Origin of the sequence: Veillonella absiana, assembly GCF_032970865.1 — a bacterium.
Taxonomy (GTDB): domain Bacteria; phylum Bacillota; class Negativicutes; order Veillonellales; family Veillonellaceae; genus Veillonella; species Veillonella absiana.
This window is the reverse complement of record NZ_JAWJZB010000002.1, coordinates 1-25,421: the sequence shown is the minus strand read 5'-3', so window position 1 is coordinate 25,421 and position 25,421 is coordinate 1. Positions and strand designations below refer to the sequence as shown.

The 25,421-nt window shown below is 38.9% G+C and carries 22 protein-coding genes and 1 riboswitch; of the genes, 17 read left to right on the top strand and 5 right to left on the bottom strand.

The features are described from left to right. Positions 1–198 precede the first annotated feature (198 nt). The 7 genes from RVY80_RS01595 to RVY80_RS01565 all read left to right on the top strand — a co-directional run bounded on the left by RVY80_RS01595 (position 199) and on the right by RVY80_RS01565 (position 8,793). On the top strand, positions 199–726 hold the full coding sequence (locus RVY80_RS01595; protein WP_317329397.1) for a hypothetical protein: 528 nt from the start codon (positions 199–201) through the stop codon (positions 724–726). Between the two features lie 687 nt (positions 727–1,413). Continuing rightward, positions 1,414–2,751: a putrescine-ornithine antiporter gene (gene potE, locus RVY80_RS01590; protein WP_317329396.1), complete on the top strand. Its 1,338-nt coding sequence runs from the start codon at positions 1,414–1,416 to the stop codon at positions 2,749–2,751. Positions 2,752–3,116: 365 nt separating this feature from the next. Further along, positions 3,117–3,300, top strand: a riboswitch (cobalamin riboswitch). Between the two features lie 277 nt (positions 3,301–3,577). Continuing rightward, complete coding sequence (nikB, locus tag RVY80_RS01585) at positions 3,578–4,516, top strand: nickel ABC transporter permease (RefSeq protein WP_317329395.1); 939 nt, start codon at positions 3,578–3,580, stop codon at positions 4,514–4,516. Further along, on the top strand, positions 4,517–5,338 hold the full coding sequence (gene nikC / locus RVY80_RS01580) for a nickel transporter permease (protein WP_295193285.1): 822 nt from the start codon (positions 4,517–4,519) through the stop codon (positions 5,336–5,338). It abuts the gene before it with no gap. A gap of 86 nt (positions 5,339–5,424) precedes the next feature. After that, entirely contained in the window at positions 5,425–6,993 is a 1,569-nt protein-coding gene (locus tag RVY80_RS01575) for an ABC transporter substrate-binding protein (protein ID WP_295187415.1), read from the top strand. An 80-nt stretch (positions 6,994–7,073) separates the two neighbouring features. Continuing rightward, complete coding sequence (locus RVY80_RS01570; RefSeq protein WP_295187418.1) at positions 7,074–7,874, top strand: ABC transporter ATP-binding protein; 801 nt, start codon at positions 7,074–7,076, stop codon at positions 7,872–7,874. Further along, complete coding sequence (locus tag RVY80_RS01565) at positions 7,864–8,793, top strand: ABC transporter ATP-binding protein (protein WP_317329394.1); 930 nt, start codon at positions 7,864–7,866, stop codon at positions 8,791–8,793. The genes RVY80_RS01570 and RVY80_RS01565 overlap by 11 nt, the downstream gene beginning before the upstream one ends. 95 nt (positions 8,794–8,888) lie before the next feature. On the opposite strand, the gene RVY80_RS01560 is transcribed toward RVY80_RS01565, so the two are convergent. Beyond that, entirely contained in the window at positions 8,889–9,815 is a 927-nt protein-coding gene (locus RVY80_RS01560; protein WP_317329393.1) for a DUF3829 domain-containing protein, read from the bottom strand. A gap of 210 nt (positions 9,816–10,025) precedes the next feature. Here RVY80_RS01560 and RVY80_RS01555 point away from each other — a divergent pair, with 210 nt between their 5' ends. From RVY80_RS01555 to RVY80_RS01520, 8 genes are all read left to right on the top strand, one after another. Further along, a complete protein-coding gene (locus RVY80_RS01555) occupies positions 10,026–12,941 on the top strand; it encodes a DEAD/DEAH box helicase (protein ID WP_317329392.1) in 2,916 nt (971 codons plus the stop codon). Between the two features lie 95 nt (positions 12,942–13,036). Next, the gene (locus RVY80_RS01550; RefSeq protein WP_295187432.1) at positions 13,037–13,441 is read left to right on the top strand and encodes a (deoxy)nucleoside triphosphate pyrophosphohydrolase; all 405 of its coding nucleotides are present in this window, start codon (positions 13,037–13,039) and stop codon (positions 13,439–13,441) included. Beyond that, a complete protein-coding gene (locus RVY80_RS01545; protein WP_295187435.1) occupies positions 13,438–14,283 on the top strand; it encodes a sulfurtransferase in 846 nt (281 codons plus the stop codon). Before RVY80_RS01550 ends, RVY80_RS01545 begins: the two co-directional genes overlap by 4 nt. Beyond that, a complete protein-coding gene (locus RVY80_RS01540; RefSeq protein WP_295187438.1) occupies positions 14,283–14,513 on the top strand; it encodes a hypothetical protein in 231 nt (76 codons plus the stop codon). Before RVY80_RS01545 ends, RVY80_RS01540 begins: the two co-directional genes overlap by 1 nt. A 106-nt stretch (positions 14,514–14,619) precedes the next feature. Beyond that, positions 14,620–15,375 (top strand): exodeoxyribonuclease III, encoded by a 756-nt coding sequence (locus tag RVY80_RS01535; RefSeq protein ID WP_317329390.1) that lies wholly within the window; start codon positions 14,620–14,622, stop codon positions 15,373–15,375. A gap of 116 nt (positions 15,376–15,491) precedes the next feature. Next, positions 15,492–16,181 carry a 7-cyano-7-deazaguanine synthase QueC gene (queC, locus tag RVY80_RS01530; RefSeq protein ID WP_317329567.1) on the top strand — a complete coding sequence of 230 codons (690 nt, stop codon included), beginning with the start codon at positions 15,492–15,494 and terminating at the stop codon, positions 16,179–16,181. A 250-nt stretch (positions 16,182–16,431) separates the two neighbouring features. Next, positions 16,432–17,598 carry a glycoside hydrolase family 3 protein gene (locus RVY80_RS01525; protein WP_317329388.1) on the top strand — a complete coding sequence of 389 codons (1,167 nt, stop codon included), beginning with the start codon at positions 16,432–16,434 and terminating at the stop codon, positions 17,596–17,598. Positions 17,599–17,854: 256 nt separating this feature from the next. Continuing rightward, positions 17,855–18,343, top strand: a complete 489-nt coding sequence (locus RVY80_RS01520; protein ID WP_295187448.1) for a QueT transporter family protein — start codon at positions 17,855–17,857, stop codon at positions 18,341–18,343. Between the two features lie 187 nt (positions 18,344–18,530). On the opposite strand, the gene RVY80_RS01515 is transcribed toward RVY80_RS01520, so the two are convergent. The 4 genes from RVY80_RS01515 to ispE form a co-directional block, all read right to left on the bottom strand. Then, positions 18,531–19,787: a Glu/Leu/Phe/Val family dehydrogenase gene (locus RVY80_RS01515; RefSeq protein WP_295193843.1), complete on the bottom strand. Its 1,257-nt coding sequence runs from the start codon at positions 19,785–19,787 to the stop codon at positions 18,531–18,533. A gap of 403 nt (positions 19,788–20,190) precedes the next feature. Next, a complete protein-coding gene (locus tag RVY80_RS01510; RefSeq protein ID WP_295193846.1) occupies positions 20,191–21,633 on the bottom strand; it encodes an alanine/glycine:cation symporter family protein in 1,443 nt (480 codons plus the stop codon). A 61-nt stretch (positions 21,634–21,694) separates the two neighbouring features. After that, a complete protein-coding gene (locus tag RVY80_RS01505) occupies positions 21,695–22,405 on the bottom strand; it encodes a GntR family transcriptional regulator (RefSeq protein WP_295187455.1) in 711 nt (236 codons plus the stop codon). Continuing rightward, positions 22,405–23,286 carry a 4-(cytidine 5'-diphospho)-2-C-methyl-D-erythritol kinase gene (ispE, locus tag RVY80_RS01500; protein ID WP_295187459.1) on the bottom strand — a complete coding sequence of 294 codons (882 nt, stop codon included), beginning with the start codon at positions 23,284–23,286 and terminating at the stop codon, positions 22,405–22,407. The genes RVY80_RS01505 and ispE overlap by 1 nt, the downstream gene beginning before the upstream one ends. Before the next feature lie 188 nt (positions 23,287–23,474). On the opposite strand from ispE, the gene RVY80_RS01495 reads away from it, so the two are divergent. Next, a complete protein-coding gene (locus RVY80_RS01495; RefSeq protein ID WP_295193851.1) occupies positions 23,475–24,410 on the top strand; it encodes a YitT family protein in 936 nt (311 codons plus the stop codon). Between the two features lie 386 nt (positions 24,411–24,796). After that, complete coding sequence (locus tag RVY80_RS10255; protein WP_459350125.1) at positions 24,797–25,222, top strand: YdcP family protein; 426 nt, start codon at positions 24,797–24,799, stop codon at positions 25,220–25,222. Positions 25,223–25,421 lie beyond the last annotated feature (199 nt).

The following is a 25,421-nucleotide window of genomic DNA, read 5'->3' as shown; positions in this document are numbered from 1 at the left end:
TACTTTGAAACGATCAACGCCACAAGAGCGCCGAAGGCAATCATTAATGATAACAAGGACAATTAATGTGATTAGACGATATATTTTTACCTCATTCTTGGCGGCTTAGGCCTTGTATCGAGCCTGCTCCAGTGGGGACTGTTCTAACACGCTATACCACAACTTTACTCCGGATGGGGATTGTTCGCATTCCTTGTTATGCCATTTACCTACGTGATCCCCAATATTTGCGAAAAATACATGCCTACGTGGTTGAACCGCATCATGGTCACCATCGGTGGGTACTGGTTGCTCCTCACCTATTATGCAACGCTACTATTACTTGGTTATTTGGTGCTATGGACAGGCTTCCAAATTTGGATGCTCATCGGCAGTTATGCTATTTTTACGTATATGAATTTGTGGGAACTAATCGGCAAAATGTATGCATGGTGTACCATTGCTATATTGGCATACATTGGGGTGAAAGCTTGGTATACAGCGAAACACCCCATCATGAATCACATAGACATTCATGTTAATAAACATCTATCTCGGGATTACATAGTGGCTTTTGCTAGTGATTTACACTTTGGTATGGTCCTTGGTAAATCCTTCGGTCATCGCTTGGTGAAAGATATGAATGCCTTGCATCCGGATGTTTTACCTTGTTTTGCATTATCTAAGTGCTCTGTCATGGTTTTTCCGAAAATAGTCATACTGCTATTATATCCCTTGGTAGCTTGAATATAGCCACCAAGGGCTGTTATTTTTTCTTGTAAGGTGGAACCAGAGCCAGTTAAGGCACTAACAGTGTTTGAGATCGGATCTGTTGAATCCCTAATATGGTGGATGAAGCCTGTAATAGTATTAAGCAAGTTGGTGATAATGCCTGAGGAATTCTGAGTGGTTGAGGTAGATGCGTTTAATTTTCTTATAATTGTGTTTCTGTACAGTGGACAATGCAATGTGTTTTTCTTGTATTAGAGGAGTTTATCTGTCATAGATACGGAAAATCATATATAGGCATATAAAATAATAGACAGAAATATATAGCTAGAATCATTAAAATTAAACCTATTCGTTTTAGATATAAAATATACTCAATTTTATTCAATTCGTGTAATTTTTATGTACGCCAATAGTGAAACTTTTACAAAAATTTTCTAAAAAAGTAGGTATAATGCCCAGTTTGAGAAACGGACGTTAAAAAAGTGCTCCAAACCTTGATGGCTACTAAGCTTGTAAGGGGTTGGCGAGTGAAAAAAACTCTTTTATTTTTGTACTATAGGTGGTATTATTAGTTGCGAATTAAAAACGACGAATTCACATTCACGCCCATTAACGCAAGAACTGAATTCGTTTTGGCGGTTTAATATTTAAAAGTGAATTATGGACGAGAAAAAATTCACCTGTTCGAAAGGGGATTGATACATGAAAACCACCGCTAAAAAAATGTCTGTATTCCAGCTAACTACTCTAGTAGCAGCCAACATGCTTGGTGCTGGGATTATTATGTTGCCTACGAACTTAGCTGCTGTAGGAACTATTTCGATTCTATCTTGGCTCGTTACTGCGGTAGGGGCCCTAGTCTTAGCTCATATTTTTGCACAAGCTGGTATGTTCAATACCAAGCCAGGCGGTATGGGTGGCTACTCAGAATATAAATTTGGTAGAACCGGACATTTTATGGCGAATTATGCTTATAGCATATCGCTTGTCATTGCTAATGTAGCGATTGCCGTTTCCGCGGTTGGCTACGGTGCAGTATTATTTGGTCTTGATCTGAACCCATGGCAAGTCAGTGAAATCACTGTTGTCCTTTTGTGGTTTGCGGCTATCCTTAATTTCAAAGGAAACCGTTTCACAGGTCGTTTGAGTAATATTACAGTATGGGGCTCCATTGTCCCAGTATTTTTAATCAGTACCATTGGTTGGTTCTGGTTCAGTCCTGAATTGTACATGACTGCTTGGAATCCGAATGAATTACCATTTTTTGACGCTGTAAGCGAATCTATTTCTCTTACATTATGGGCGTTCCTTGGTTTTGAATCGGCTGCTGCAAACGCTGATGCAGTTGAAAATCCTAAGAAAAATGTACCTATTGCCACTTTCGTTGGCACATTAGCAGTAGCGGTTATTTATGTATTATCCACTAATGTTATGGCCGGTATCGTGCCTAACTTGGATCTATTAAACTCTACAGCTCCATTTGGTTTAACTTATGCTACTATGTTTAACGACACAGTTGGTAAAATCGTAATGGCCTCCATGGTTATTTCTTGCTGTGGTGCATTGCTTTGCTGGCAATTTACATTGTCCCGCGTATTCAAAAGCTGTGCAGAGGAAGGTTACTTCCCAAAAGTATTTGCTCGTGTAAACAGCAATGACGCTCCTGTTCGTGGCGTATTCATCTTGCTTTTAGTAGAAACTGCTTTAGCGATGATGACTGCGGACGAATCCTTGCGTCAACAATTTGAAAATCTTGTTAACCTAGCTGTTGTAACAAATGTATTCCCATACATCTTATGTATCTTATCCTTGAATACATTGCTTAAAACAGAGGGAGCGCATCTATCTCGTAACGAAAAAATGATTCCGTTCTCCATCTTTGGCCTTGCATACTGTGCGTATGCTATCTATGCTTGTGGAGATATTGCAATCATCGGTGGTTTCAGTACTATCGCATTGGGCTATGTCATTTACCAAGTGAAATTCGTAATCTTGCCTAAATTACAAGCACTACGTAGTGTACAACGTACGATAGATTAGTAAATACCTCGTTCATAATTAAATATTCATAATAAAAGCCTCGTTCTCAGGAACGAGGCTTTTTTGTGCCCTTATAATGAATAAGGTATAAGCTATGAATACTAATGGAATTTACCATGAGGTGAATCGGATTTATCATGTGTATGAGAAATATCATATGAATGTTGGTTATATGAAAATTATGAGATTTGATATCGAGAGAGTTACCCCGAAAAATTTTCATAGATATATTCGTATAAATTAGAATTTGTCTCATTTTTTGAGGTCTATACATATGAATAATAGTTAGCAAGAAAGCTAGTAATTATCAATACTTATAGGGGTATGGGAATTGTATGGCTTTCACCATTGTAGTATATTTATAACATAATTTGACTAAAGAGAGTGTCGGCATGGCCGAGCGTAAAAGAGGAAATCAGGTGTAAATCCTGAACTACGAATGTAGCTGTAATGTGGAACGTTTTTCAACAAGGGTCACTGGGAAACTGGGAAGGCGGAAAAGCGTAATGAAGCATAAGTCAGAAAGCCTGCTCACGAGATTATGGATTACAATATCTACAATGCGTATAGTAAAGACTATCGAATCATGAGGGTGATGAGATAGCCATTGAAATGCTGGTGACTGATGCGCAACTAGATAGTATGTATATGACTAGAGTTAATCAGTCCTTTCTCAAGTGAGTAAAGGATTGGTTAGCTCAATTTTTTTCGGATATTTGAATACCTTAATAGGTTATGGTATTCGCAGTAGTAGTTAAAGAATTTTCAATAGTAGTTTGAATCGCAGTAGTTATTTACATGCTGGTTGTGGTAGAGGGAGTTGTCTATGGTAAAAGGTATAGTGAAATATATATCGCAATTCGTAATAACATTGGTGGGCATTTCATTTTTAACATTTTGTTTGACCTACTTGGCACCAGGCGATCCAGCGATGATGCTATTAGAGTCGGGGGACCGTATTGTATCGCAACAAGAATTAGATGAGGTCCGTGCTGAGTTAGGCTTGGATAAACCCTTTTTGGTACGATATGCAGATTGGGCGATTAATGCTGTGCAAGGTGATTTAGGTATGTCCTATTCTGCCAAAATTCCAGTGGTAGATCGCATGCTTGAATCATTGCCCGGAACATTGATGTTAGCTGCGGCCTCAACAATATTGATTATTCTATATGCTGTCCCAGCAGGTATTATAAGTGCTATAAATCAGAACAAGAAAATTGATTATATCTTACGGTCTTTGTCCTTTGTGGGTGTGTCCATGCCAACATTTTGGTTAGGCTTAATTTTGATTTATATCTTTGGACTGAAACTTGGCCTAGTACCTATTGCTTCCTCAAAAATTTCTTTTTCTGGAGTTATCTTACCGGCTACTACTATGGCTGTCGTGGTGGGCTCCAAATATATGCGTCAAGTTCGGTTAGTTATTCTGGAGGAAATGCAAAAGGATTATGTAATTGGTGCTCGTTCTAGAGGGATAGCTGAATGGAAAATTTTATTTGGTCATATTTTACCAAATGCTCTTTTACCATTAATTACATTACTTGGTGTACTTGTCGGGTATTTGCTCGGTGGTGTTACGGTTATTGAGATGGTCTTTGCATGGCCAGGACTCGGTAATATGGCGGTGTATGCCATTACCATGCGTGATTATCCATTGGTGCAAGGATTTGTACTATGGGTAGCCGTAGGGTTTATGATTATTAATGCCCTTGTGGATGTGTCTTATCGATTATTAGATCCAAGATTGAAAAGGGGGCAACAATAAATGAAAGATTTTATCCAAAAAAATAAATTGTTTTCCCTCTATAGTGCATTAATGTTGCTGATTATATTTATAGCTATATTTGCACCGCATTTGGCGCCAGGTGATGCCTTTAACTCTAACATGGCAGATGCTTTAAAGGCCCCTAGTAGTGAGCATTGGTTTGGTACAGATAAATTAGGTCGTGATGTGTTATCACGTATTGTATATGGCACACAACTATCCTTATTCATGGGCTTTACGATTGTTATTACGATGGTTCTTATCGGTACTATCATTGGGGCTGTGGCGGGCTATTTTGGCGGATTTATTGAAGTTGTATTGATGCGAATTACAGATATAGTGTTATCGTTCCCAGGTATTATTTTGGCTATTGCTATCGCAGGTATTTTGGGTGGTAGTATAGCGAATACTATTTTGTCTCTTACAATCGTTGGGTGGGCTAAATATGCACGTATTGTTAGGTCATTAACGTTGAAAGTACGGCAAGAAGAGTTTGTAACAGCTTCTATCATGATGGGGGCTTCAACATGGACCATTTTGCGTAGACATATTATCCCGAATATTATGCCACTAATAGTAACAACGGGGGCACTTGATTTAGGGGTAATGATGATAGAAGTGGCGGGTTTATCTTTCCTGGGGTTTGGTGCTCAACCACCTACGCCAGAATGGGGCTTGATGCTCAATGAAGGCCGTCAGTATTTACAACTAGCACCGTGGTTAATGATTTTCCCAGGTGCATCTATTTTAATTGTTGTTTCCATCTTTAACTTGTGGAGTGATGCATTACGCGATGTAGTGGATCCAAAAAATGAAGGTTAGGATATCTTGCTATTGGGCATTGATATAAGTGATTGATAGTGCTAAATAGGGGACTATCTGTGTTGTATGTAGTATGGAGGATTCAAATGAAGAAAAGTCTAAAGAAATCTTTATTAGTAGGGCTGAGTGTGCTTATGTGTGGAGCATTCTTAGCAGGTTGTGGTAATGATTCTAAAAATGCTGAGAACAAAGATACACTTAAAGTAGCCGTTACCAACTTTGCAAGTAGTTTGGATCCAGCAGAAAACTTCTTCTCCTGGGTTGTTATGCGCTATGGTGTGGGCGAAACATTAACTAAATTTGATAAACAAATGAAACCAGTGCCATGGCTTGCTGCTAAATGGTCTGTGGCGGATGATAAAAGAACTTGGACAATTACTGTTAAGGATAATGTTAAATTCTCTAATGGCAAACCGGTAACGGCACAAGCTGTCAAAGAATCCCTTGAACGTGCCTTTGCCAAGAGTTCAATGCCTAAAACATTCTTCCAATATGAAAGCCTAGAAGCTAAGGGGCAAGATTTAATTATTAAAACAGATAAAGAATATCCTAATTTACCAAGCTTGTTAGCTGATCCATTCTTCCTTGTTGTAGATGTTCAATCTGAGAGAGACGGCCGTGATTTCGCAAAACAAGGTCCTATTGGTACAGGTCCATATGTAGTAAAAAGCTTTACAAAAGAGCTCGCTGTGATGGAAGCCAATCCAAATTACTGGGATGGTGCAGTACCATTTAAAACAGTAGAAATTCCATCCATCGATGATCCAAATACACGTGCCATGTCATTGCAATCAGGCGATGTAGATATGGCTGTTAACATTGGTCCAGGTGAAATCGGCTTATTTAAAGACAATGATAAATTTAAGGTGGATGAGATTACATCCCTTCGTGTTGTATTAGCGCGTATTAATATGAATGGTGTATTGGGGGATAAAAATGTGCGTGACGCTGTGATTTCTGCGGCAGATCGTAAAAACTATGCAGATGTATTGTTGAAAGGTACATTCCTTCCAGGTTCTGCACCAATTCCACCATCTATGGATTACGGGTTTGATCAATTAAAAGATCCTAATGCATACAATCCTGACCGTTCAAAACAGTTGTTAGCACAATCCGGTTGGACTGATACAAATGGAGATGGCATTGTAGATAAAAATGGCCAACCATTGACGTTCAATTTCATTGTGTATAACTCTCGTGCAGAATTGCCGTTATATGCAGAAGCATTGCAAGCAGATTTGAAAAAAATTGGTATCGATATGAAAATCCAAACAGTAGATTACAACTTACTTGATGGTATCGGTAAAGAAGGTAAATACGATATGTTGATTTCTAATATCGTAACGGCTAATACTGGTGATCCAATCTGGTTCCTTGGCAATTACTGGCATACTAATATCGATGGTTCTAACCCTCAAAATGGATCTGGATATTCCAATCCACAAGTTGACCAATTATTAGAAGCCGCTACTGTAGAGTTTGATCCAGCTAAACGCAGAGAATATGCAATCCAAATTCAACAATTATTGATGAACGATGGTGCAGCATTATTCTTTGGCTATCCTAAAACTAATATTGTTAATGCTAAATACCTTAACAATGTTGTTATGTATCCAAGTGATTACTATTGGATTACAAACAAAATTTCTAAATAATGTGGTGTGATGTGTTAGTTGTATAAAGTGTTATTATTAAATATCTAGAATGAGTTAGTAAATATGTTGAAAGGAACACTATGAGCGAGGAGCTTTTATTAGATGTTAAAAATTTACATATCGCTTATCAGGATAATCCAACTGTAATGGATGTGAATTTCACCCTTAATAAAGGCGAAGTCCTCGCCATAGTAGGTGAGTCTGGCTCAGGCAAAACTACGGTTATTCGAGCTATTTTAGGGTTGCTTTCGACGGGTGGTAAAATAACAACGGGCGATATCGTTTTTGAAGGTCGGTCTCTCAATAATTTGGCTAAAAGAGAATGGCAGCCTATCCGAGGAAAAGAAATCTCCATGATTTTCCAAGATAGTGGTAGTGCCCTAGATCCTATTCAAAAAATTGGAAAACAATTCCGAGAGTATTTCAAAACACATGAAACACTTTCTGATGAAGAATGCGATGCAAAAGCTATTAGCTTGTTGGCGAGTGTAGCATTGACTGCTGGGGTAGATATATTACAACGGTATCCTTATGAGCTCAGTGGTGGTCAACGCCAACGGTTAGGTGTTGCTATGGGACTAGCATTATCACCTAAATTATTATTAGGTGATGAACCAACATCAGCATTGGATGTCACAACCCAAGCACAAGTTGTACTTGAAATGAAGGCACTGGCAAAAAATCAGGGAACTGCGATTATCATTGTAACGCACAATCTAGGTGTAGCAGCGCATATGGCGGATAAAATTCTTGTTATGAAATCAGGACGTGTAGTAGATTCTGGAATGGCGAAGGATGTTTTAGAAAACCCTAGTCATGAGTATACAAAACATTTAATGGATTCAGTACCAACATTAGGAGGTGGCCGATATGTCGAATAGAGAAAATATAGCTCCACAGGCTAGTACTATTTTGGAACTAAAAGGTGTGTGTAAAGACTTTCGCCTGCCTACTGGTGGTACATTACGAGCTTGTAATAAGGTGAATATTACATTAGAACGTGGTGAGTCATTAGGTATTGTAGGGGAATCTGGTTCTGGTAAATCCACGTTGGCACGTATGATTATGAAAATGATGTCCCTTAGTGAAGGGCAAATTATTATTGATGGTGTGGATATCTCTAACATGAATAAAGATGAGGAGCGTGCATATCGTCAGAAAATTCAAATGGTATTTCAGGATCCCAGCGCAGCTTGTAATCCTCGGATGAAAGTAAAAGATATCATTCTAGAACCATTATATAATTTTGGACTTTTGAAAAAGGGAACAGAAGAAGATATTGTTGGACAATATCTTGAAATGGTCGATTTGCCTCGTGAATTTATGCACAGATATCCGCATGAAATGAGTGGTGGTCAACGTCAGCGTGTTGCCATTGCGCGTGCTATCGTATTAGAGCCAGAGATTCTTGTATTTGATGAGGCCACTAGTGCTCTTGACGTGTCTGTACAAGATTCCATTTGCTTCTTGTTGGCACGATTGCAAAAGAAAAAGAATTTGTCCTATATCTTTATTGCCCATGATATTGCTTTCATTAGAACTATGTGTCATAAAGTGGCCGTTATGTATAAAGGTGCTGTAGTGGAAGAATTAGATGCGTATCATATTTGTGAGGGCCAACATCCATACACGAAAGTATTGCTCAGCTCTATTTTTGAGGTAGGTCAAGAACATAATCCATTGCAACTCGTAGTCGATTCACAGGGTGAATTGTCAGCACGTAAGTTTATCGTAGAAGCAGATAGAAAATCTGTAGCCAATAGATTTTTGCATGGCATGCGCTCGACGGTATCGGTATAGAAAAATAACTTTTATATAAGCTATAATTAAGAGGAGTAGACGTATACGCAAAGAGGCGACACCGCGCGGTGTCGCCTCTTTCAGTATAATTATATTTATTTTATCTTATCTAGCTCATCCATATTCACCGCATCCGCCTTGTTCATAGTGGCATTATAGATATCAAATAATTGATTATATGCCTCTAGGAATGTGGAGTTAACTGTAATATAGCTCTGTGCCGCAGTTATGAATTGACGTACAGCGTCTTGATATTCTTTCACCGCTTTTTGCGTAGCCGTTGTTGTACCTTGTTCAAGAGTATTTACGCTATCCGTAATTTGTTTTAAGTTAGCCTCCACCTTTTTCACATCCGTTGTGCCATCTGGATTAATCATGTCTATGGTTTCACTCATTAACATATTGATTTGAATGAATTTCACTGCATTTTCTTTTCTATCTGCTTGAAAATCCTTCACACGTGTATCATTGAGTTCTTTGTGATAATTGGTAATTGCTAAATCTAGTGTATTATAGGCAATGGTAAATTTTTCCTCCATAGGAATCAATTTGGGCGCCAAACTGTCACTACCCATGTAATTATCTTTTGTAAAAGTTTGGTTTTTGTAGTAATCTTCCAATTCTTTGCTTACTGGGACCATATCCTGTAGGATTGTTAATACATTAGTTGTGGCCTCATCTACCTCTTTTGAACCACTAGAGCCCTCACTTTGGGCCGCTTTCAGTGCCGTTTGTAAATCAGCATATGGTGGCAGTACAATCGTTGAATTATGTCCACCACTGCGTAGTTGATCCATCGTTGGTTGAATCATAGTCGCATTTTTGGTGGAATATGTATTAAATGTATTAGCTGCATCCATGTAAGGTTTTAATTGACGTAATTGATTGGCTACAGTTGGTTTGTTATCGAGGGCTGCCGTTACTGGATTATTATCAGAACAGCCAGCAATAATGAAAGTGACCATCATTACGGCTAAACAACCGATGATAGATAGAAATTTCTTAGACATATATGTGTTCATGTGAGCTCCTTCAAGGATATGTTTTTTCATACTATAACAAGTAAATATTTCTAAATTTATAAAAGAGAGGGAATATCATATGTATATAAATTATAGCATACAAGCGATTAATAAAATAATAAATTTCACAATTGGTTGATCTCAGATCTGCAACCAGCTATAGTAATAATATAATGTGAATTTTATGCATCAGTATATGGGGGAGTTTCTATGAATGAACGAGAATCACTCATCAATTTTAACTATAAAACTGATTTTATTACAAATGGGGAAGGTCGTAATGTATTATCAGCCATTGAAGATGGTTTACGTAAATGTAATGAATTTTTGATTAGTGTGGCCTTTATTACAGCAGAGGGGCTACTAACATTAAAACCTATTTTAAAGGAACTAGAAGATAAAGGAATTCGTGGACGCATTTTGACGACGGATTATCTTGGCTTTAATAGTCCACAAGTATTAGATGATTTGCATGGTCTACGTAATGTAGAATTAAAAATTTATTGCACCACTCGGGGCAGTCATCCGGGCTTTCATACAAAGGGGTATATATTTAAGCAAAAAGAAGAATGCCAAATTATTATCGGTAGTTCTAATCTGACAATTAATGCATTGAAACGCAACAAGGAGTGGAATACGCGGAATTCCGTTTTGGCCTCTAATGCGTATACTCAGGAGGTAATGGAAGAGTTTGAATCTTATTGGAATTCGGCTGCTGCTATGACCTATGAGGATTTTATTCCTTGGTATCGGCCACGGTGGGTGCGTCCCAACCGTGAGTCTTGGCAGACTCTTGTTGAGCAAGTTCAAGAGTATAATCAGCCAAAGAAACAATTAGAACCAAATTTGATGCAACAACAGTTTATTCAAAACTTTGAGGAATTACGCAAACAAGGCGAAAATCGAGGATTATTGATTTCTGCTACAGGTACGGGAAAAACCTATGCTGCTGCCTTTGCTATGCGAGAGGTACAACCTAAACGGCTATTATTTTTAGTCCATCGTGAACAAATTGCAAAGCAAGCTAAACGAAGTTTTGAACGAGTGTTTGGTACTAATGAAATTACTTATGGCATAGTATCGGGGCATGTGAAAGATTTTGACAAACAATTTGTTTTTTCCACTATGCAAATAATTGGGAAGGATGAAAGTTTAGCACGATACTCAGTAGATGCATTTGATTATATAGTCATTGATGAAGTACATAGAGCAGGAGCACATAGTTATCAAAAAATTATTGATTATTTTCAACCCACATTCCTCCTAGGGATGACTGCTAGCCCGGATCGTACAGATGGATACGATTTATATGGACTGTTTAATCATAATATTATCTATGAGATTCGATTACAACAGGCTATAGAAGAAGATTTACTTTGTCCGTTCCACTATTTCGGACTTAGCGATTTATGGGTGGATGGAGAGCAACAAGATTTAGATTTAGTATCATTCTCTAATTTGTCTACAACGGAACGAGTAGATAAAATTATTGAAAAAATCCGCTACTTTGGACATAGTGGATCTCGCGTGAAAGGCCTTGTATTTTGTAGCAATAAAGAAGAAGCACGAAGCTTATCACGAGCGTTTAATGAGCGCAGTTACCAAACTTGCTGCTTAACTGGCGATGACTCACAAGAAAAACGCGAAGAGGCTATTGAACGACTAGTTAAAAATTTCCCTGGTGAGCCAGAAAAGCAATTGGACTATATTTTTACTGTAGATATCTTTAATGAAGGTGTAGATATTCCCGAGGTTAATCAAGTTATCATGCTTCGTCAAACGGAGAGTCCTATTGTATTTATTCAACAATTAGGACGTGGATTACGTAAGTTTGAAGACAAAGAATATGTAGTTATCCTCGATTTTATTGGGAATTATACCAATAATTTTATGATTCCATTGGCATTGTCTGGTGACCGCAGTTATAACAAGGATACATTACGTCTCTATGTACAAGAGGGAAACCGCATTATTCCTGGTAAATCAACAATACATTTTGATGCCATTTCTAAGAAACGTATTTTTGAATCTATTGATACGGCAAAATTTAGTGATGTTAAATTGATCAGGGAATCTTATCAGGCACTACGATTTAAATTGGGGCGTATTCCAAAGTTGAAAGATTTTGAAGATTATGGCTCTATTGATGTGCTTCGTGTTTTTACCAAGTTCGATTCGTATCATGCTTTCTTGCAGAAAGTAGAAAAAGAGGATTACCAAATTAGTTTTAACTCTACGCAAGAACAATTGTTGAAGTTTGTCTCACAAAAGTTAGCAGACGGATTACGCATTCATGAATTACTAGTACTACAATCTTTAGTGCAAGGAATACACGAAAATAATATCAATCAGGATATAATGACACCGGTGCTTCAGGAATTACAGAATTCATATGGGGTTAGAATTACAGAGAATACAGCCGAGAGTATTGCAAATGTGTTAACGAACGTGTTCCCTACCTCTGTGGCAAGAAAAGGCTTTAATGAATGTGTTTGTATAACTGAATCCGAGTATGGCTATGTTATTTCGGATACATTGAAACGGGCACTAGGTAATGATGAATTTGCTAGACAATTCCAAGAAGTGCTAGATTTCGGTTTACGACGCTTTCACAGAGAATATCAAAATCATTATGGTGATTCCACGTTTTGTCTATACAAGAAATATACCTATGAGGATGTGTGTCGATTATTAGAATGGGAACGCAATGAAGTGCCTTTGAATATAGGTGGTTATAAGTATGATAAACGAACGAAAACATATCCGGTGTTTATCAATTATCATAAATCAGAGGATATTCAGGATACTATTAAATATGAGGATCGATTTGTATCTCCAACCATTTTAAAAGCTATTTCAAAAAGTAAACGTACCCTTGAATCTGAAGATGTTATCAATGCATTTGAAGCTGATAGTCGTAGTATCCGTATGGATTTGTTTGTACGTAAAAATAAAGATGATAATGAGTCTAAGAAATTCTATTATTTAGGTCGTATTCATTCCACAGGTAAAGAGCATGCGAAAGAAATTCTTATGGCGGATGGAAAAACCAAGGCTGTAGAGTTAGAATATAGATTAGAGGTACCTGTTCGCGATGATATGTATGATTACATTGTGAATGGATAAGCTGTATTTAATTTGATGAGGAAACTCATTTAAAATCTGTGGATTTATTATTTCAGAGCACCTAGATCATGTTAAAATATAAGTTAGGAGTCACAATGAGTGAATCTAAAAAAACAATAGAGGTCGTAGCGGCTATCATATGCAAGGATGACGCTATACTAGCCACGCAACGTGGCTATGGTGAATTAAAGGATGGATGGGAGTTCCCCGGAGGTAAAATTGAGCCTGGTGAAAGCCATACCATTGCATTGACGCGTGAAATTCAAGAGGAATTGCAGGTAAGTATTTCTGTTGGAGAATTCTTGACGACCGTTGAATATGATTATGATAAGTTTTATTTAGTGATGCATTGCTATTTTTGTACATTACTAGAGAATGAGACTATTACTCTAGTAGAACATGAAGCAGCAAAATGGCTCACGAAGGAAACATTGGATTCCGTAGATTGGTTGCCTGCCGACATTGCGGTGGTAGGCGCCTTAAAGGAGCACCTTTCATGAAAAACTTTATTACCCCTGCTGAGTTATCAGCAAATCTAGATAATTATATACTTCTCGATGTTCGTGGATATGGAGATTATAAACTCAGTCATATCCCGGGGGCCTTTGTCATTGATATGGAACGTGATTTGTCCGGTCCTGTATGTGAACACGGAGGTCGTCATCCATTACCGGATATGGACGGTTTCGCGAAAACCCTTGAGGTCTATGGCATCACGAAGGATTCCCAAATCGTCGTGTACGATTCTTGGATTTTCTTATGTGGCCGTTTATGGTGGATGCTGAAATACTTAGGTATTTCCAATGTGAAAGTCCTTGCCGGCGGTATAGAACGTTGGGTTCGTGAAGGTCATCCATTAACGATGGAGCCTACAAAAGTACCAACAGAATCTAGCACGTTGGAATACAAAATTAATACATCCATGACGATGACTCGTGATGAAGTATTCTTGGCGAGTAAATCTCAAAGTCATATTATCGTGGATGCTCGCGCCCCAGAACGGTACTCTGGTGCTGTAGAAGATACTTTTGATGGTATGACTGGTCATGTGCCAACGGCTATTAATCATTTCTTTGGTCATTTATTTACCCAAGAGGGGCCGCGGAATGATGAGGAATTACGTAAAGAATTCAAGGATATTCTTGACTCCCAGTCTAAAGCAGAGCAAAATAATGTGGCGAAGAAACCAATTGTTAGCTATTGTGGATCTGGTGTCACTGCATGTTTGACCATGCTTGCCATGAGTGAAATTGGTATTGAGTCGGCTTTATATGTAGGTAGTTCTAGTGATTGGGTAACCTATGAAGGATTTCCATTAACTACGGGTGAGGAACATATTTAATGAAAAAACTAAATCGTATCTTGTCTATCATCGCTTTTGTGTACTTGGCATACCATATGTATACTTATGGTGTGACCACATTTAATGCGGTGGTGATGGCATTATTTATCGTATCCCTAGGGGCGGATTATTTGCGCTATAAACGGGATGCGAAAGTTGCAGAATTAGAAAAGAAGGCATTGGAGAAGAAAGAAAAAAGCTACAATCGCCGACATAAAAACAAACAATAGTTATAAAGACACATGCCCTATAGTGGTTAGTTCTGGGGAAACGTTTTATGGAACTTTTACCCAGGGGCATGTCATTTGAGCAGTAGTAGATAATTAAGGAGATAGAATGAAATTAATTTCTTGGAACGTCAATGGGTTGCGTGCAGCCATGACAAAAGGGTTTATGGATGCATTTAACGAATTGGATGCGGATATGTTTTGTTTGCAAGAAACAAAATTGCAACCAGAGCAAATCGCAATGGTATTGCCTGGGTATGAACAATATTGGAATAGTGCCGTGAAAAAAGGATACTCCGGTACGGCTATTTTCACTCGTGTAAAACCATTGTCTGTGGTAAATGGTATCGGCATCGAAGAACACGATCAAGAAGGTCGCGTGATTACCGCAGAATATGATAATTTCTATTTGGTGACATGTTATACGCCAAATAGCCAACGTGAATTGGCGCGTTTGGACTACCGTATGACTTGGGAAGATGCATTCCGCGCCTACTTATTGGAATTGGACAAGAAAAAACCAGTTATTCTCTGTGGTGACCTTAATGTGGCCCACAATGAAATCGACTTGAAAAATCCAAAAACAAATCGCAAAAATGCGGGCTTCTCTGACGAAGAACGGGAAAAAATGACGGAATTATTGGGCGCTGGTTTTACCGACACATTCCGATTCCTTTATCCTGATGCGGTAGATGCGTATAGTTGGTGGTCCTACATGGGCAAGGCACGTGACCGGAACGTAGGATGGAGAATTGACTATTTTGTTACATCCCAGCGCCTTGATGATGCGATTGTGGAGGCCAAAATTCATAGCCAAATCTTGGGCAGTGATCATTGCCCAGTGGAATTGGAGATTAATGTATAATGGCCGATTCTGTGAAAGTAACAAATCAATCCGAACATGTGGAACAAACTGTGAATAGTAGCGTAGCGGCCGTGCATACTGGTACTAATCCACAATCTGGATTGTCTCCAGTCCATATTGAACCTAAAAATAAGGCCGTAGTCTTATTCAGCGGTGGTGTAGACAGCACGACGTGTTTGGCCCTTGCCATTGAACGCTTTGGTAAGGATAATGTGGTACCATTATCTATCGCTTATGGTCAAAAACATAAAAAAGAGCTAGAAGCAGCTCAAAATATTTTAGATTTTTATGGATTAGAGGGTAAATCTTTAGATGTGACAAAGCTATTTGCCTTTAGTAATTCTTCTCTGTTAACACAATCCACAGAGGCCGTCCCAGAAGGTTCCTATGCAGAACAACAAGCTGGACATGGTGAGGGGCCTGTGAGTACCTATGTGCCATTTCGTAATGGACTATTTCTGTCGGCAGCGGCATCCTTGGCGTTGAGCCTCGATTGTGGCTACCTTTATTATGGTGCTCATGCTGATGACGCAGCGGGTAATGCTTATCCAGATTGTACGGATGCATTTTACAATGCTATGGGCACAGCTCTTTATGAAGGTTCTGGGTATGAACTCAAATTAGAGGCACCATTTATCCACTCCAATAAATCCGATGTAGTTCGTGAGGGATTGCGTTTACAGGTACCTTATGAATTGACGTGGTCTTGTTATGAAGGGGGCGAACGCCCTTGTGGCCATTGTGGGACGTGCATCGATCGTATTGAGGCTTTCAGAGCCAATGGTATGGAGGATCCTGCGTTATAGTCTTGCATGAATATATTAAACTGAATGGTCTATTACTCAGTTCAGCGGACTCGCCTAGAGGTTTTGTCCGTGGGAAGACTATTAAATTCACTCGCATTATGTGGTAAAATAAACATATAATGTGTATTTATGCTGTTTTGTGTAATGCTATACAGGTTGATGACGTCCTACATGATGAGGTTCACCGATATGTACTTGAGCAAGGCATTGTAGGCGAAACAGATTACTTTATAAATGAGTGAGCGACATAATGAATGTAAAAAAACAAATTTGGTTAGTCCTATTAGCGGTGTTATCTTGTATAGGTCTACTCATAGGCTGTAGTTTTGATAAATCTAGTATTAAATCGAATCTCGAGCCATCTAAACCAACCGTTCAGGAAATTCAAAAGTCTGGGTTAACACCAGAAAAAAAGGTAGAGGCTAGTATTGATGCTATGACCACTGAGGAAAAGGTAGGTCAGCTATTTATTATTGGCGTTCATGGTACGGCTATGAATGACGATATTCGTTTCATGCTAACAGAATATAAATATGGTGGTGTCATTTTCTTTGATCGAAATATGGAAAACAAGGATCAGGTGAAAACTTTTATCAGTGATATTAAAAAAACTGGTAAAACAGGCAGTGATTTTCCATTATTCGTAGCCATTGACCAAGAGGGCGGTGTGGTGAGTCGCATGGCGGATCAATTGATTCAAGTACCCTTTGCAGAAATATTAGGCCAACAGGATAAATCCGTTGCTGTAGATTTTGCTAGAAAATCTGGTAAGGAATTAAAAGACCTTGGTTTTAATGTGAATTTTGCACCGGATGCGGATTTGGGCCTAGGCAATGAACGTTCCTATAGCAATAATCCAGATTATGTCATTCCCTTTGCCCATGCAGTAGGACAGGCGTATCATGATAGTGGTCTTGTATTCTCTTATAAACATTTCCCAGGTATTGGTAAAACGAATGAGGATTTGCATGATGACTCTAGCATCGTTGATGCGGATGAACAAACATTGTTAACACAAGATGTGCGCGTGTTTAGAGAATTGGCTCAAAAAACGCCAGCTAATACGTACATGATGATGGTATCTCATGCAGTATATCCTAATTTAGATCCAAACATACCATCTAGCTTGTCTCGTAAAATTATTACAGATATACTTCGGAAACAAATTGGCTATACTGGCGTTGTTATTACGGATGATTTGGAAATGGGAGCCGTGGCGAATCATTACAGCTTTGCCGATATGGCGGTACAATCCATTCTCGCTGGTAGCGATATTCTCCTCGTATGTCATGAATACGAGCATATGCAAGAGGCCTATAATGGTGTTCTCAAGGCTGTGAAAGAAGGAAAAATCAGCCAACAACGGTTGAATGAATCCGTAAAACGGGTGTTGATGTTGAAGCAACAAATGAAATAGTTGTGCTAATGGTGCATGATGAAATGTCCCGGCTCTTGAGTCGGGACATTTGTGTTGGACTACACCTGATTGCGGTGACCTTTCGCTAAATCACCCTTGAATTGAGTAGCGTCTTTATGGTAATATTAATTGTACAATTTAATAAGACAGTTTGGAACCATCCTGTCTCTAAACAAAACTACGGAAACATAAGTATAATGACTATGAGCATGGTGTTTTCGCCATGCTCTTTTTTATTGAAAAGGAGGTGAGTGCTATGAGTTCTACGAAAAAACTAACTATTTCTGCCATGGTTGTGGCCTTGTATATCGTTGTTTTATATCTAACACAAAGCGTTTCATTTGGAGCGTACCAAATTCGTATTGCTACATCATTATATGCACTTGCTTATGCCTTTCCGTTTTTGATGGTGCCCATGGGCGTAGCCAATTTAATTTCTAATTTGCTCTTTGGGGGGCTTGGTCCATTGGATATGTTCGGTGGATTTATGGTAGGTGTTATTACAACAGGACTTATCGTGTTGATTCGTAAATACGAAATGAATACGTGGTGGATTGTGTTGCCTATCATCTTTGTACCAGCTCTGTGCGTACCCTTGTGGTTATCCTATTTGCTTGATTTGCCATATGCTATGTTGGTGACAAATTTAGTAGTGGGTCAGACCATCCCAGCGATCTTGGGTGCTACGTTGATTCGTGTACTATCTCGTAGAGCAGCTATGGCAGCTGTCATGGGGATTCGTTAAATTTTCCTTGGTGAAAGTTAACTTTAGCACTACAATATAAAATAGAATGGACATAAAAAGACCTAGTAATGATCGTTAATGATGATTACTAGGTCTTAATTTATTTACAGATATTTGTTCGCACTAGCAATTACCATTGGTGCGATTAATAGCCAACATAACTGAATTGACTGTTATCTATTGAAAATTAGCAGTTATATCCGTGTAATTTAATTGCTGCAGTTAACCGTTGCAATGCTAACATATAAGCCGCTAAGCGGAATGGAACATTATATTTTTCTTTAATTTCCCATACTGCATTAAAGCTATTTTGCATATTAACTTTCAAGCGTTCGTTAACTTCTTCTTCAGACCAGTAGAAACCAGCTTTATTTTGTACCCATTCATAATAGGATACTACAACACCACCGCCATTAGCGAGTACGTCAGGGATGATTGTGGTACCTTTTTCAGTGAAGTATGCATCTGCATCATTAGTTAACGGTCCATTTGCACCTTCTAGGATAATACGAGCTTTAATATTTTTCATGTTATCTGCATTGACTTGGTTTTCAAGAGCAGCGAGGTACAAAACGTCCACATCAAGATCTAATAATTCTTCATGACCGATAATTGTTAAGCCTTCTTCTGTATAACCATCAAGGGAACGGCCATGAGAATTAGCGTATACATAAGCTGCTTCAACATCGATACCATCTGCTTTGTAGTAGGCGTTGTTAACATCGCCGATACCAACAACTTTGCCACCAGCGCGACTGATGAGGAGAGCACCCACAGAGCCTACATTACCAAAGCCTTGTACGGCTACGGCCATCTTGGATAAATCAAGATGTTCGCGTTCTAGGTAAGTTTGTAAGGCGATGAGACAACCACGACCAGTTGCTTCGTTTCTACCAAGGGAACCGCCTACTTCAATAGGTTTACCAGTAACAACACCAGGACTCCATTCACCTTTTAATGTGCTATATTCATCAACAATCCAGCTCATAACTTGTCCATTTGTATTTACATCTGGTGCTGGAACGTCTGTATTTACACCGATGATAGGGGCGATACGACGCGTAAAGTTACGTGTTAATCTTTCTAGTTCACGAATGGATAATGTTTTTGGATCTACTTTGATGCCACCTTTACCACCGCCATAAGGGAGGTTGGCAATGGCATTTTTTATTGTCATCCAAGCAGCAAGAGCGCGTACTTCATTTTCATCTGCATCAGGGTGGAAACGAAGACCGCCTTTTGCACTACCACGAATTGTAGAATGTTGGCAACGATAGCCTTCATATACTTTTACATCTCCATTATCTAATTGTAATGGGATAGAAACTTTTAATTCTCGTTCTGGATGTCGGATTACTTCATAATCATTGCGCGTTAATCCTAATTGATTTGCTGCTGCATCCAATGTGTTTAACATGTTTTCATAAGGGTTGTAAGTACTCATAAAAATCACCTCGTTAATAAACAGCTTGCATGAAACGGAAATGGTTTCGCATTGTGTTTTGCATACAATGCATTAATATTATTTCTATACATATAATTATAAACGATTATTTGGTAAAAGTCTTTCAATTGCATGCAACTATATTCTATAGTTTGATCTATGCAGAGTAGATAAACATAGGTCCCTTTACAATAAACAAGCAATGAAATTCGATGAAAAAGTGCAGTTGAGGCAAATGCGGAGGGAATAGAATATACCTTGTCATAAAAACTAGAAGATCAAGGTGAAGTAAAAGGTGTAAGAAAATAAAAACAACCGTTAAGGGTCATGCTCAACGGCTGTTACTTTCACCAAAATGATTTTATCAAAACAGTATTACCAAATTGGTGAATAGGATATGGAATTATTTATCAAATTTACCAGCACTGCTGTCTGTAGTCTGACCGTCACCCCACCAGATGATGCCCTCTTGTTTAGGCAATAGGGACCGGTGGAATACAGGTGTTTCGATGCCAGCTCGTTTTTGTGCGATATAGTCGTCCAATGCCAAACCAGCTTGGCGGCCCATACGAACAATGGCACTTACATTTGTCAATACGAGGAAGCCCATGAATAAATCTGCTAGGTTCCAAACAAGATCAAGGGAGGCAATACCACCGAGGAATGTCATAGCGATAACACCAACGCGGAACAGTTGAAGATAGATTTTTTTATCTGTCAAATGGCTGATATTGATTTCCCCATAGTAGTAGTTACCAACGATGGAACTGAAGGAGAACATGATGATGAATACCGCTACTGCATAGGGCGCCCAGGAGCCGAGTTCTTGAGCTAAGTTGTATTGTACAAGGGCCACACCAGTTAAGCCGGTTGTGCTATAATCACCAACGATTAACACAATGAAAGCAGACGCTGTACAGATGATTAATGTATCAAGGAATACGCCAAAAGCTTGAACTAGACCTTGCTCTACTGGGTGTGCTACGGTTGCTGTAGCCGCTGCATTTGGTACGGAACCTTCACCAGCTTCATTAGAGAATAGGCCACGTTTAATACCATTCATCATTGTGGCACCCATGAAACCACCACCTGCAGCGAGTGGATCGAAGGCGGATGTGATAATGGTATAAATGACATGAGGAAATTGAGTAATGTTTGTAATAATAACATATAAAGCTGTTAGAATATAAAGGCCTGCCATGATTGGTACAAGGACTTCACTTAATTTAGCTACGCGGTGAATCCCACCAAATACTACTAGTCCCGCAAGAGCAGCGACGACGATAGATGTTTCCATAGCTGGAATGTCAAAGGTAGCTAACGCTGCAGATAATGTATTTGCTTGTACAGAATTATAAATCAAACCAAAGGTTACGCTGATTAGAATGGCAAATAGGATGGATAGGAAGGGACTGTTTAACCCATAACGAATATAGTATGCAGGGCCACCGTAGAAGCCTCCTTCTTTTAATGGTTCTTTGTAAATTTGTGCTAGTGTACTTTCAATAAAGCCTGTAGCAGAGCCGATGATAGCAATCATCCACATCCAGAACACCGCACCAGGGCCACCGAGAACTACGGCAATAGCCACGCCTGCAATGTTACCAACACCTACACGAGAGGCAGTACTAACACAGAATGCTTGGAATGAGGATACTTGCTTGTTGTCTGTTTTGTTGCCTACACCACCTGCTACGAGTTTAATCATTTCAGGAATCATGCGGAGCTGTACACAGCGAGTGGTCATTGTAAAGAATAGACCCGCACCAATTAAAATAAAGATAATTAAATAATTCCACAAATAACCATTAAGTGTGGAGACCCAAGAGTTTAATAGTTCTTCCATGATAGCTCCTAACTATAAAAATACATATAATATAATCGTATTACAAATACTTCATTAGTGATTATGGCGCTACAAACGCTCCATCGGTGGAGAGGGATTGGGCATCCTCTAAACCTTTTAATAATGTTTGTTCTGAATGTTCCATGTGAAGACGTGCAATTTTTTGTGCTTGACTTGCATTGTGTGAACCAATGGCCTCTACGAGTTGACGATGTTCTTCCCAAGTTTTGGTCAAACGACCTGGTTGGTTCATGGAAAAACTTCTAAAACGAGAGGTTTGTTCACGAAGATTATGAACAATTTCTGCAAGGCGATCATTACGAGAGGCCTTATAGAGAATTTCATGGAACTCAACGTCAGCAGCTACAACTTTTTCCATGTCTTTCGCTTCCATGAGGTCGCCAATCTCAACGAGCATACGTTCTAATGTTTCGATTTCATCCTCCGTGATGCGTTCGGCAGCTAAACCAGCGGCTAATTCTTCGAGGGCGGATCGAATTTCAAATACTTGTGTAATGTCTTTGAGCGTAATGTTCGCCACATAGGTGCCACGGCGAGGAATCATAATAACGAAACCTTCTAGTTCCAATTTACGGATGGCTTCCCGAATTGGTGTGCGGCTGACGCCTAGTTCTTCGGCGAGGGGGATTTCCATTAAGCGTTCGCCTGGCTTTAATACACCATCTTGGATTGCTTGGCGTAATGTTTCACTTACCACTTCTCGAAGTGGTTTGTATGCGTCTAATCGGATAGGCTGCAAGCGTTTTGACATTATACGTCCTCCTGTGAACAAGTCTTGGTAATGAGAGAGAGCCAGTTGTGCCCATTGGCTTTGATTTCTTCTTGTAAGGCCAACGCATCAGTGGCTTTATCTAATAATACGACCATCGTTGGACCGCTGCCGGTCATAATGGTATTGTATCCGCGGGTTGTAAAGAAGTCCTTGCATTGCTGCAATTCTTCATACTCTGGGAATAATAATTCTTCGAATGTATTACCGCTTACAGTGAAAGCTCGCTGTAAATCGCTGGCCTTTAATGCAGATAATACATGATCGATTGTAGTAGAGGTAAATTGGCTAATGCCGTTAAATTTATTATACGCAATACCTGTAGAGACGGAAATCTCAGGTTTTACGATGAGCAACCAATGTGGCGCTGGTGATTCGTGGAACTCCATAATTTCGCCGCGACCAGTGCCACGAGCTGTACCACCTTTTAAAAGGAAAGGAACGTCGGACCCAAGTTTACCGCCGATAGTTAATAATTCGTCCTCTGTGAGTCGCAGATCCCAGAATTTATTGAGACCTTTTAACATAGCAGCGGCATCAGCACTGCCACCACCAAGACCGGCGGCTGCGGGCACACGTTTTAATAGATGAATAGCTGCTCCGGCCTTGCAACTGGTGTAGGATTGTAATTCGCGCACTGCTTGGAGTGCGAGGTTTCTTTCATCATAGGGAATCATATCTTGAATATATTGCGGTAATTCTGGGGCGATGCCAGAGAATACAACGGAGTGATGACGGGCGAAATAGATAGAATCGCTGAGTCTGATGGATTGAAAGATGGTGTCGATATTGTGATAACCATCGTTGCGTTTGTTTAAAATAGATAAACCGATATTGATTTTACTACAACCTAATTGTTCCAAAGTTTTGTTTCCTCGTTATTGACAAAGTGTTATAAATTGTCTACCATGAAAGGGCAAACAAGAGATTGTGTGTTTCAAAAATATAGTCTATAGTATGCGTAATTTTATAAAAACTATATTCTGAGTGTTTCGTTTTTGTCAATTAATTATAGTCTATTTATAGTGAAATTTCAATTTCAGGAGGAATTATGACTAGGAATATGAAGGGGATAGCTTATCAGTATATGATGGTGGCTATTGGTTCGGCGATATTTGGGGCGGGATTAAATGCTTTTATATTGCCTCATAAATTGGTAAGCACCGGTGTGAGCGGTATTTCCCTTTTCTTATACTACCTGACTGATGTATCGGTAGGTGCCATGAATTTAATCTTAAATATTCCCATCATGTGGGCTACGTGGCGGTTCTTGGGGAAAGCTCAAATGTGGCCAACTATTTATGGCACATTGATATCATCATGGTTCATTAACTATTTTGACTTCTTACAATATATGCATTTGCTAAAAGACCCGATTATCAGTTCTATGATAGCTGGTCTTGTCACTGGGGTAGGCCTTGGTATTGTATATCGGGTAGGCGGTAATACAGGGGGGCTCGATCCTATCGGACTCATTATTCGTAAATATTATGGTATCCAAATTGGCAGTGCTCTTTTTGGTGTTAGTGCCTTAGTACTAGTAGCCTCCATTTTTGTAGTGGGTCTTGAATCAGTGGCGGTTACTTTAATCAGTTTATATGTGTATACATTGGTTACGAATAAAATTGTAACTGGTTTTAATCAACGTAAGGTAGCTTTTATTATTACGACTAAAACAAATGCTATTTGTGAAATGATACTCAATGATTTGGGGCGTGGTGCCACTATTTTGAATAGTGTAGGGGCTTATACCCGTGCACCTCGAGACACAGTGATGATTGCTATTAGTTTGATGCAGGTTAATCGTTTGAAAGAAGCCGTTGATAAAGTAGACCCATCTGCATTTATGCTCATCACTGATGCGGCAGAGGTTATTGGTCAAGGGTTCACAAAACCTATTAACCCAACAAATGTAGAGGAAAAATTAGCGGAGGAATATGAAAAATCATTACATGATACCCGCGACTCTGAAATGAGTTCAAAATAATTTATTGAAAAGGCTAGCTTTCACAATGAAAGTTAGCCTTTTTTGAATTCAAAAATAGCATAAAAATCTAGTTATCCGCATAAAAACTGGACTTATCACACTTTATCAAGGTCAAAACCACTCAATTTACTACTAATTTACTACTTATGAATGAGCTTTGATACGACGATTTATCCTTGAAAAGTGAAGATATAAAGATACTTCCAATAAAATTTGAATATTTAATAGGTAGACACTTCAAAAAATGAGGTGTCTATTTTTTTACCCGATTTTGAAAGGAAGTGAACTTATGAAAACAAAAAATCAAGAATCAAAAGGTCGTTCCCCACTCTTTAAGACCATCAAACATTCATTCAGCCAATAAAAAAGAAAGGATAGGTAAAAATATGGAACTTAAATTTGTGATTCCCAACATGGAAAAAACATTCGGCAATTTAGAATTTGCTGGCGAGGATAAAGTCGTTCAGCGAAGAATCAACGGACGGCTAACTGTCTTATCAAGAAGCTATAATCTCTATTCTGATGTTCAAAGAGCAGATGATATTGTGGTGGTGCTTCCTGCTGAAGCTGGCGAAAAACATTTCGGCTTTGAGGAACGTGTGAAGTTAGTCAATCCTCATAAAAAGGTTGTGATTGCCTTGTGGGTACTTTTAGGGCTTAGTTTCAGCTTTGCGATATTCAAGCACTTTACAGCTATAGATACTCATACTATTCACGAAACAACTATCATAGAAAAGGAATACGTTGATACTCATCATGTAGAAAATTTTGTAGAGAACTTTGCGAAAGTCTACTATTCATGGGAGCTATAAATGCTAAGATAATAATGTACAGAGTTGCTAATATGTCTATGTATAATAGAAGGTAAAATTTAGCACAGTATTAATGGGATAAAGTCCATATAATTGTGTAAAAGTTAAAAGGCCATGTAACAGCCCTTTTTACGGTACAATGTTTTTAACCACAAAAACATACCCAGGAGGACGTTACATGACCCAAGTACATTTTACA

Coding starts and splice junctions, on each gene's coding strand:
- nikC (WP_295193285.1), top strand. CDS start 4,517: ATGAAAGATTTTATCCAAAAAAATAAATTGTTTTCCCTCTATAGTGCA.
- nikB (WP_317329395.1), top strand. CDS start 3,578: ATGGTAAAAGGTATAGTGAAATATATATCGCAATTCGTAATAACATTG.
- RVY80_RS01570 (WP_295187418.1), top strand. CDS start 7,074: ATGAGCGAGGAGCTTTTATTAGATGTTAAAAATTTACATATCGCTTAT.
- RVY80_RS01550 (WP_295187432.1), top strand. CDS start 13,037: ATGAGTGAATCTAAAAAAACAATAGAGGTCGTAGCGGCTATCATATGC.
- RVY80_RS01555 (WP_317329392.1), top strand. CDS start 10,026: ATGAATGAACGAGAATCACTCATCAATTTTAACTATAAAACTGATTTT.
- potE (WP_317329396.1), top strand. CDS start 1,414: ATGAAAACCACCGCTAAAAAAATGTCTGTATTCCAGCTAACTACTCTA.
- RVY80_RS01505 (WP_295187455.1), bottom strand. CDS start 22,405: ATGTCAAAACGCTTGCAGCCTATCCGATTAGACGCATACAAACCACTT.
- RVY80_RS01595 (WP_317329397.1), top strand. CDS start 199: ATGCCATTTACCTACGTGATCCCCAATATTTGCGAAAAATACATGCCT.
- RVY80_RS01565 (WP_317329394.1), top strand. CDS start 7,864: ATGTCGAATAGAGAAAATATAGCTCCACAGGCTAGTACTATTTTGGAA.
- RVY80_RS01525 (WP_317329388.1), top strand. CDS start 16,432: ATGAATGTAAAAAAACAAATTTGGTTAGTCCTATTAGCGGTGTTATCT.
- RVY80_RS01540 (WP_295187438.1), top strand. CDS start 14,283: ATGAAAAAACTAAATCGTATCTTGTCTATCATCGCTTTTGTGTACTTG.
- RVY80_RS01510 (WP_295193846.1), bottom strand. CDS start 21,633: ATGGAAGAACTATTAAACTCTTGGGTCTCCACACTTAATGGTTATTTG.
- RVY80_RS01495 (WP_295193851.1), top strand. CDS start 23,475: ATGACTAGGAATATGAAGGGGATAGCTTATCAGTATATGATGGTGGCT.
- RVY80_RS10255 (WP_459350125.1), top strand. CDS start 24,797: ATGGAACTTAAATTTGTGATTCCCAACATGGAAAAAACATTCGGCAAT.
- RVY80_RS01535 (WP_317329390.1), top strand. CDS start 14,620: ATGAAATTAATTTCTTGGAACGTCAATGGGTTGCGTGCAGCCATGACA.
- RVY80_RS01545 (WP_295187435.1), top strand. CDS start 13,438: ATGAAAAACTTTATTACCCCTGCTGAGTTATCAGCAAATCTAGATAAT.
- RVY80_RS01575 (WP_295187415.1), top strand. CDS start 5,425: ATGAAGAAAAGTCTAAAGAAATCTTTATTAGTAGGGCTGAGTGTGCTT.
- RVY80_RS01560 (WP_317329393.1), bottom strand. CDS start 9,815: ATGAACACATATATGTCTAAGAAATTTCTATCTATCATCGGTTGTTTA.
- RVY80_RS01515 (WP_295193843.1), bottom strand. CDS start 19,787: ATGAGTACTTACAACCCTTATGAAAACATGTTAAACACATTGGATGCA.
- RVY80_RS01520 (WP_295187448.1), top strand. CDS start 17,855: ATGAGTTCTACGAAAAAACTAACTATTTCTGCCATGGTTGTGGCCTTG.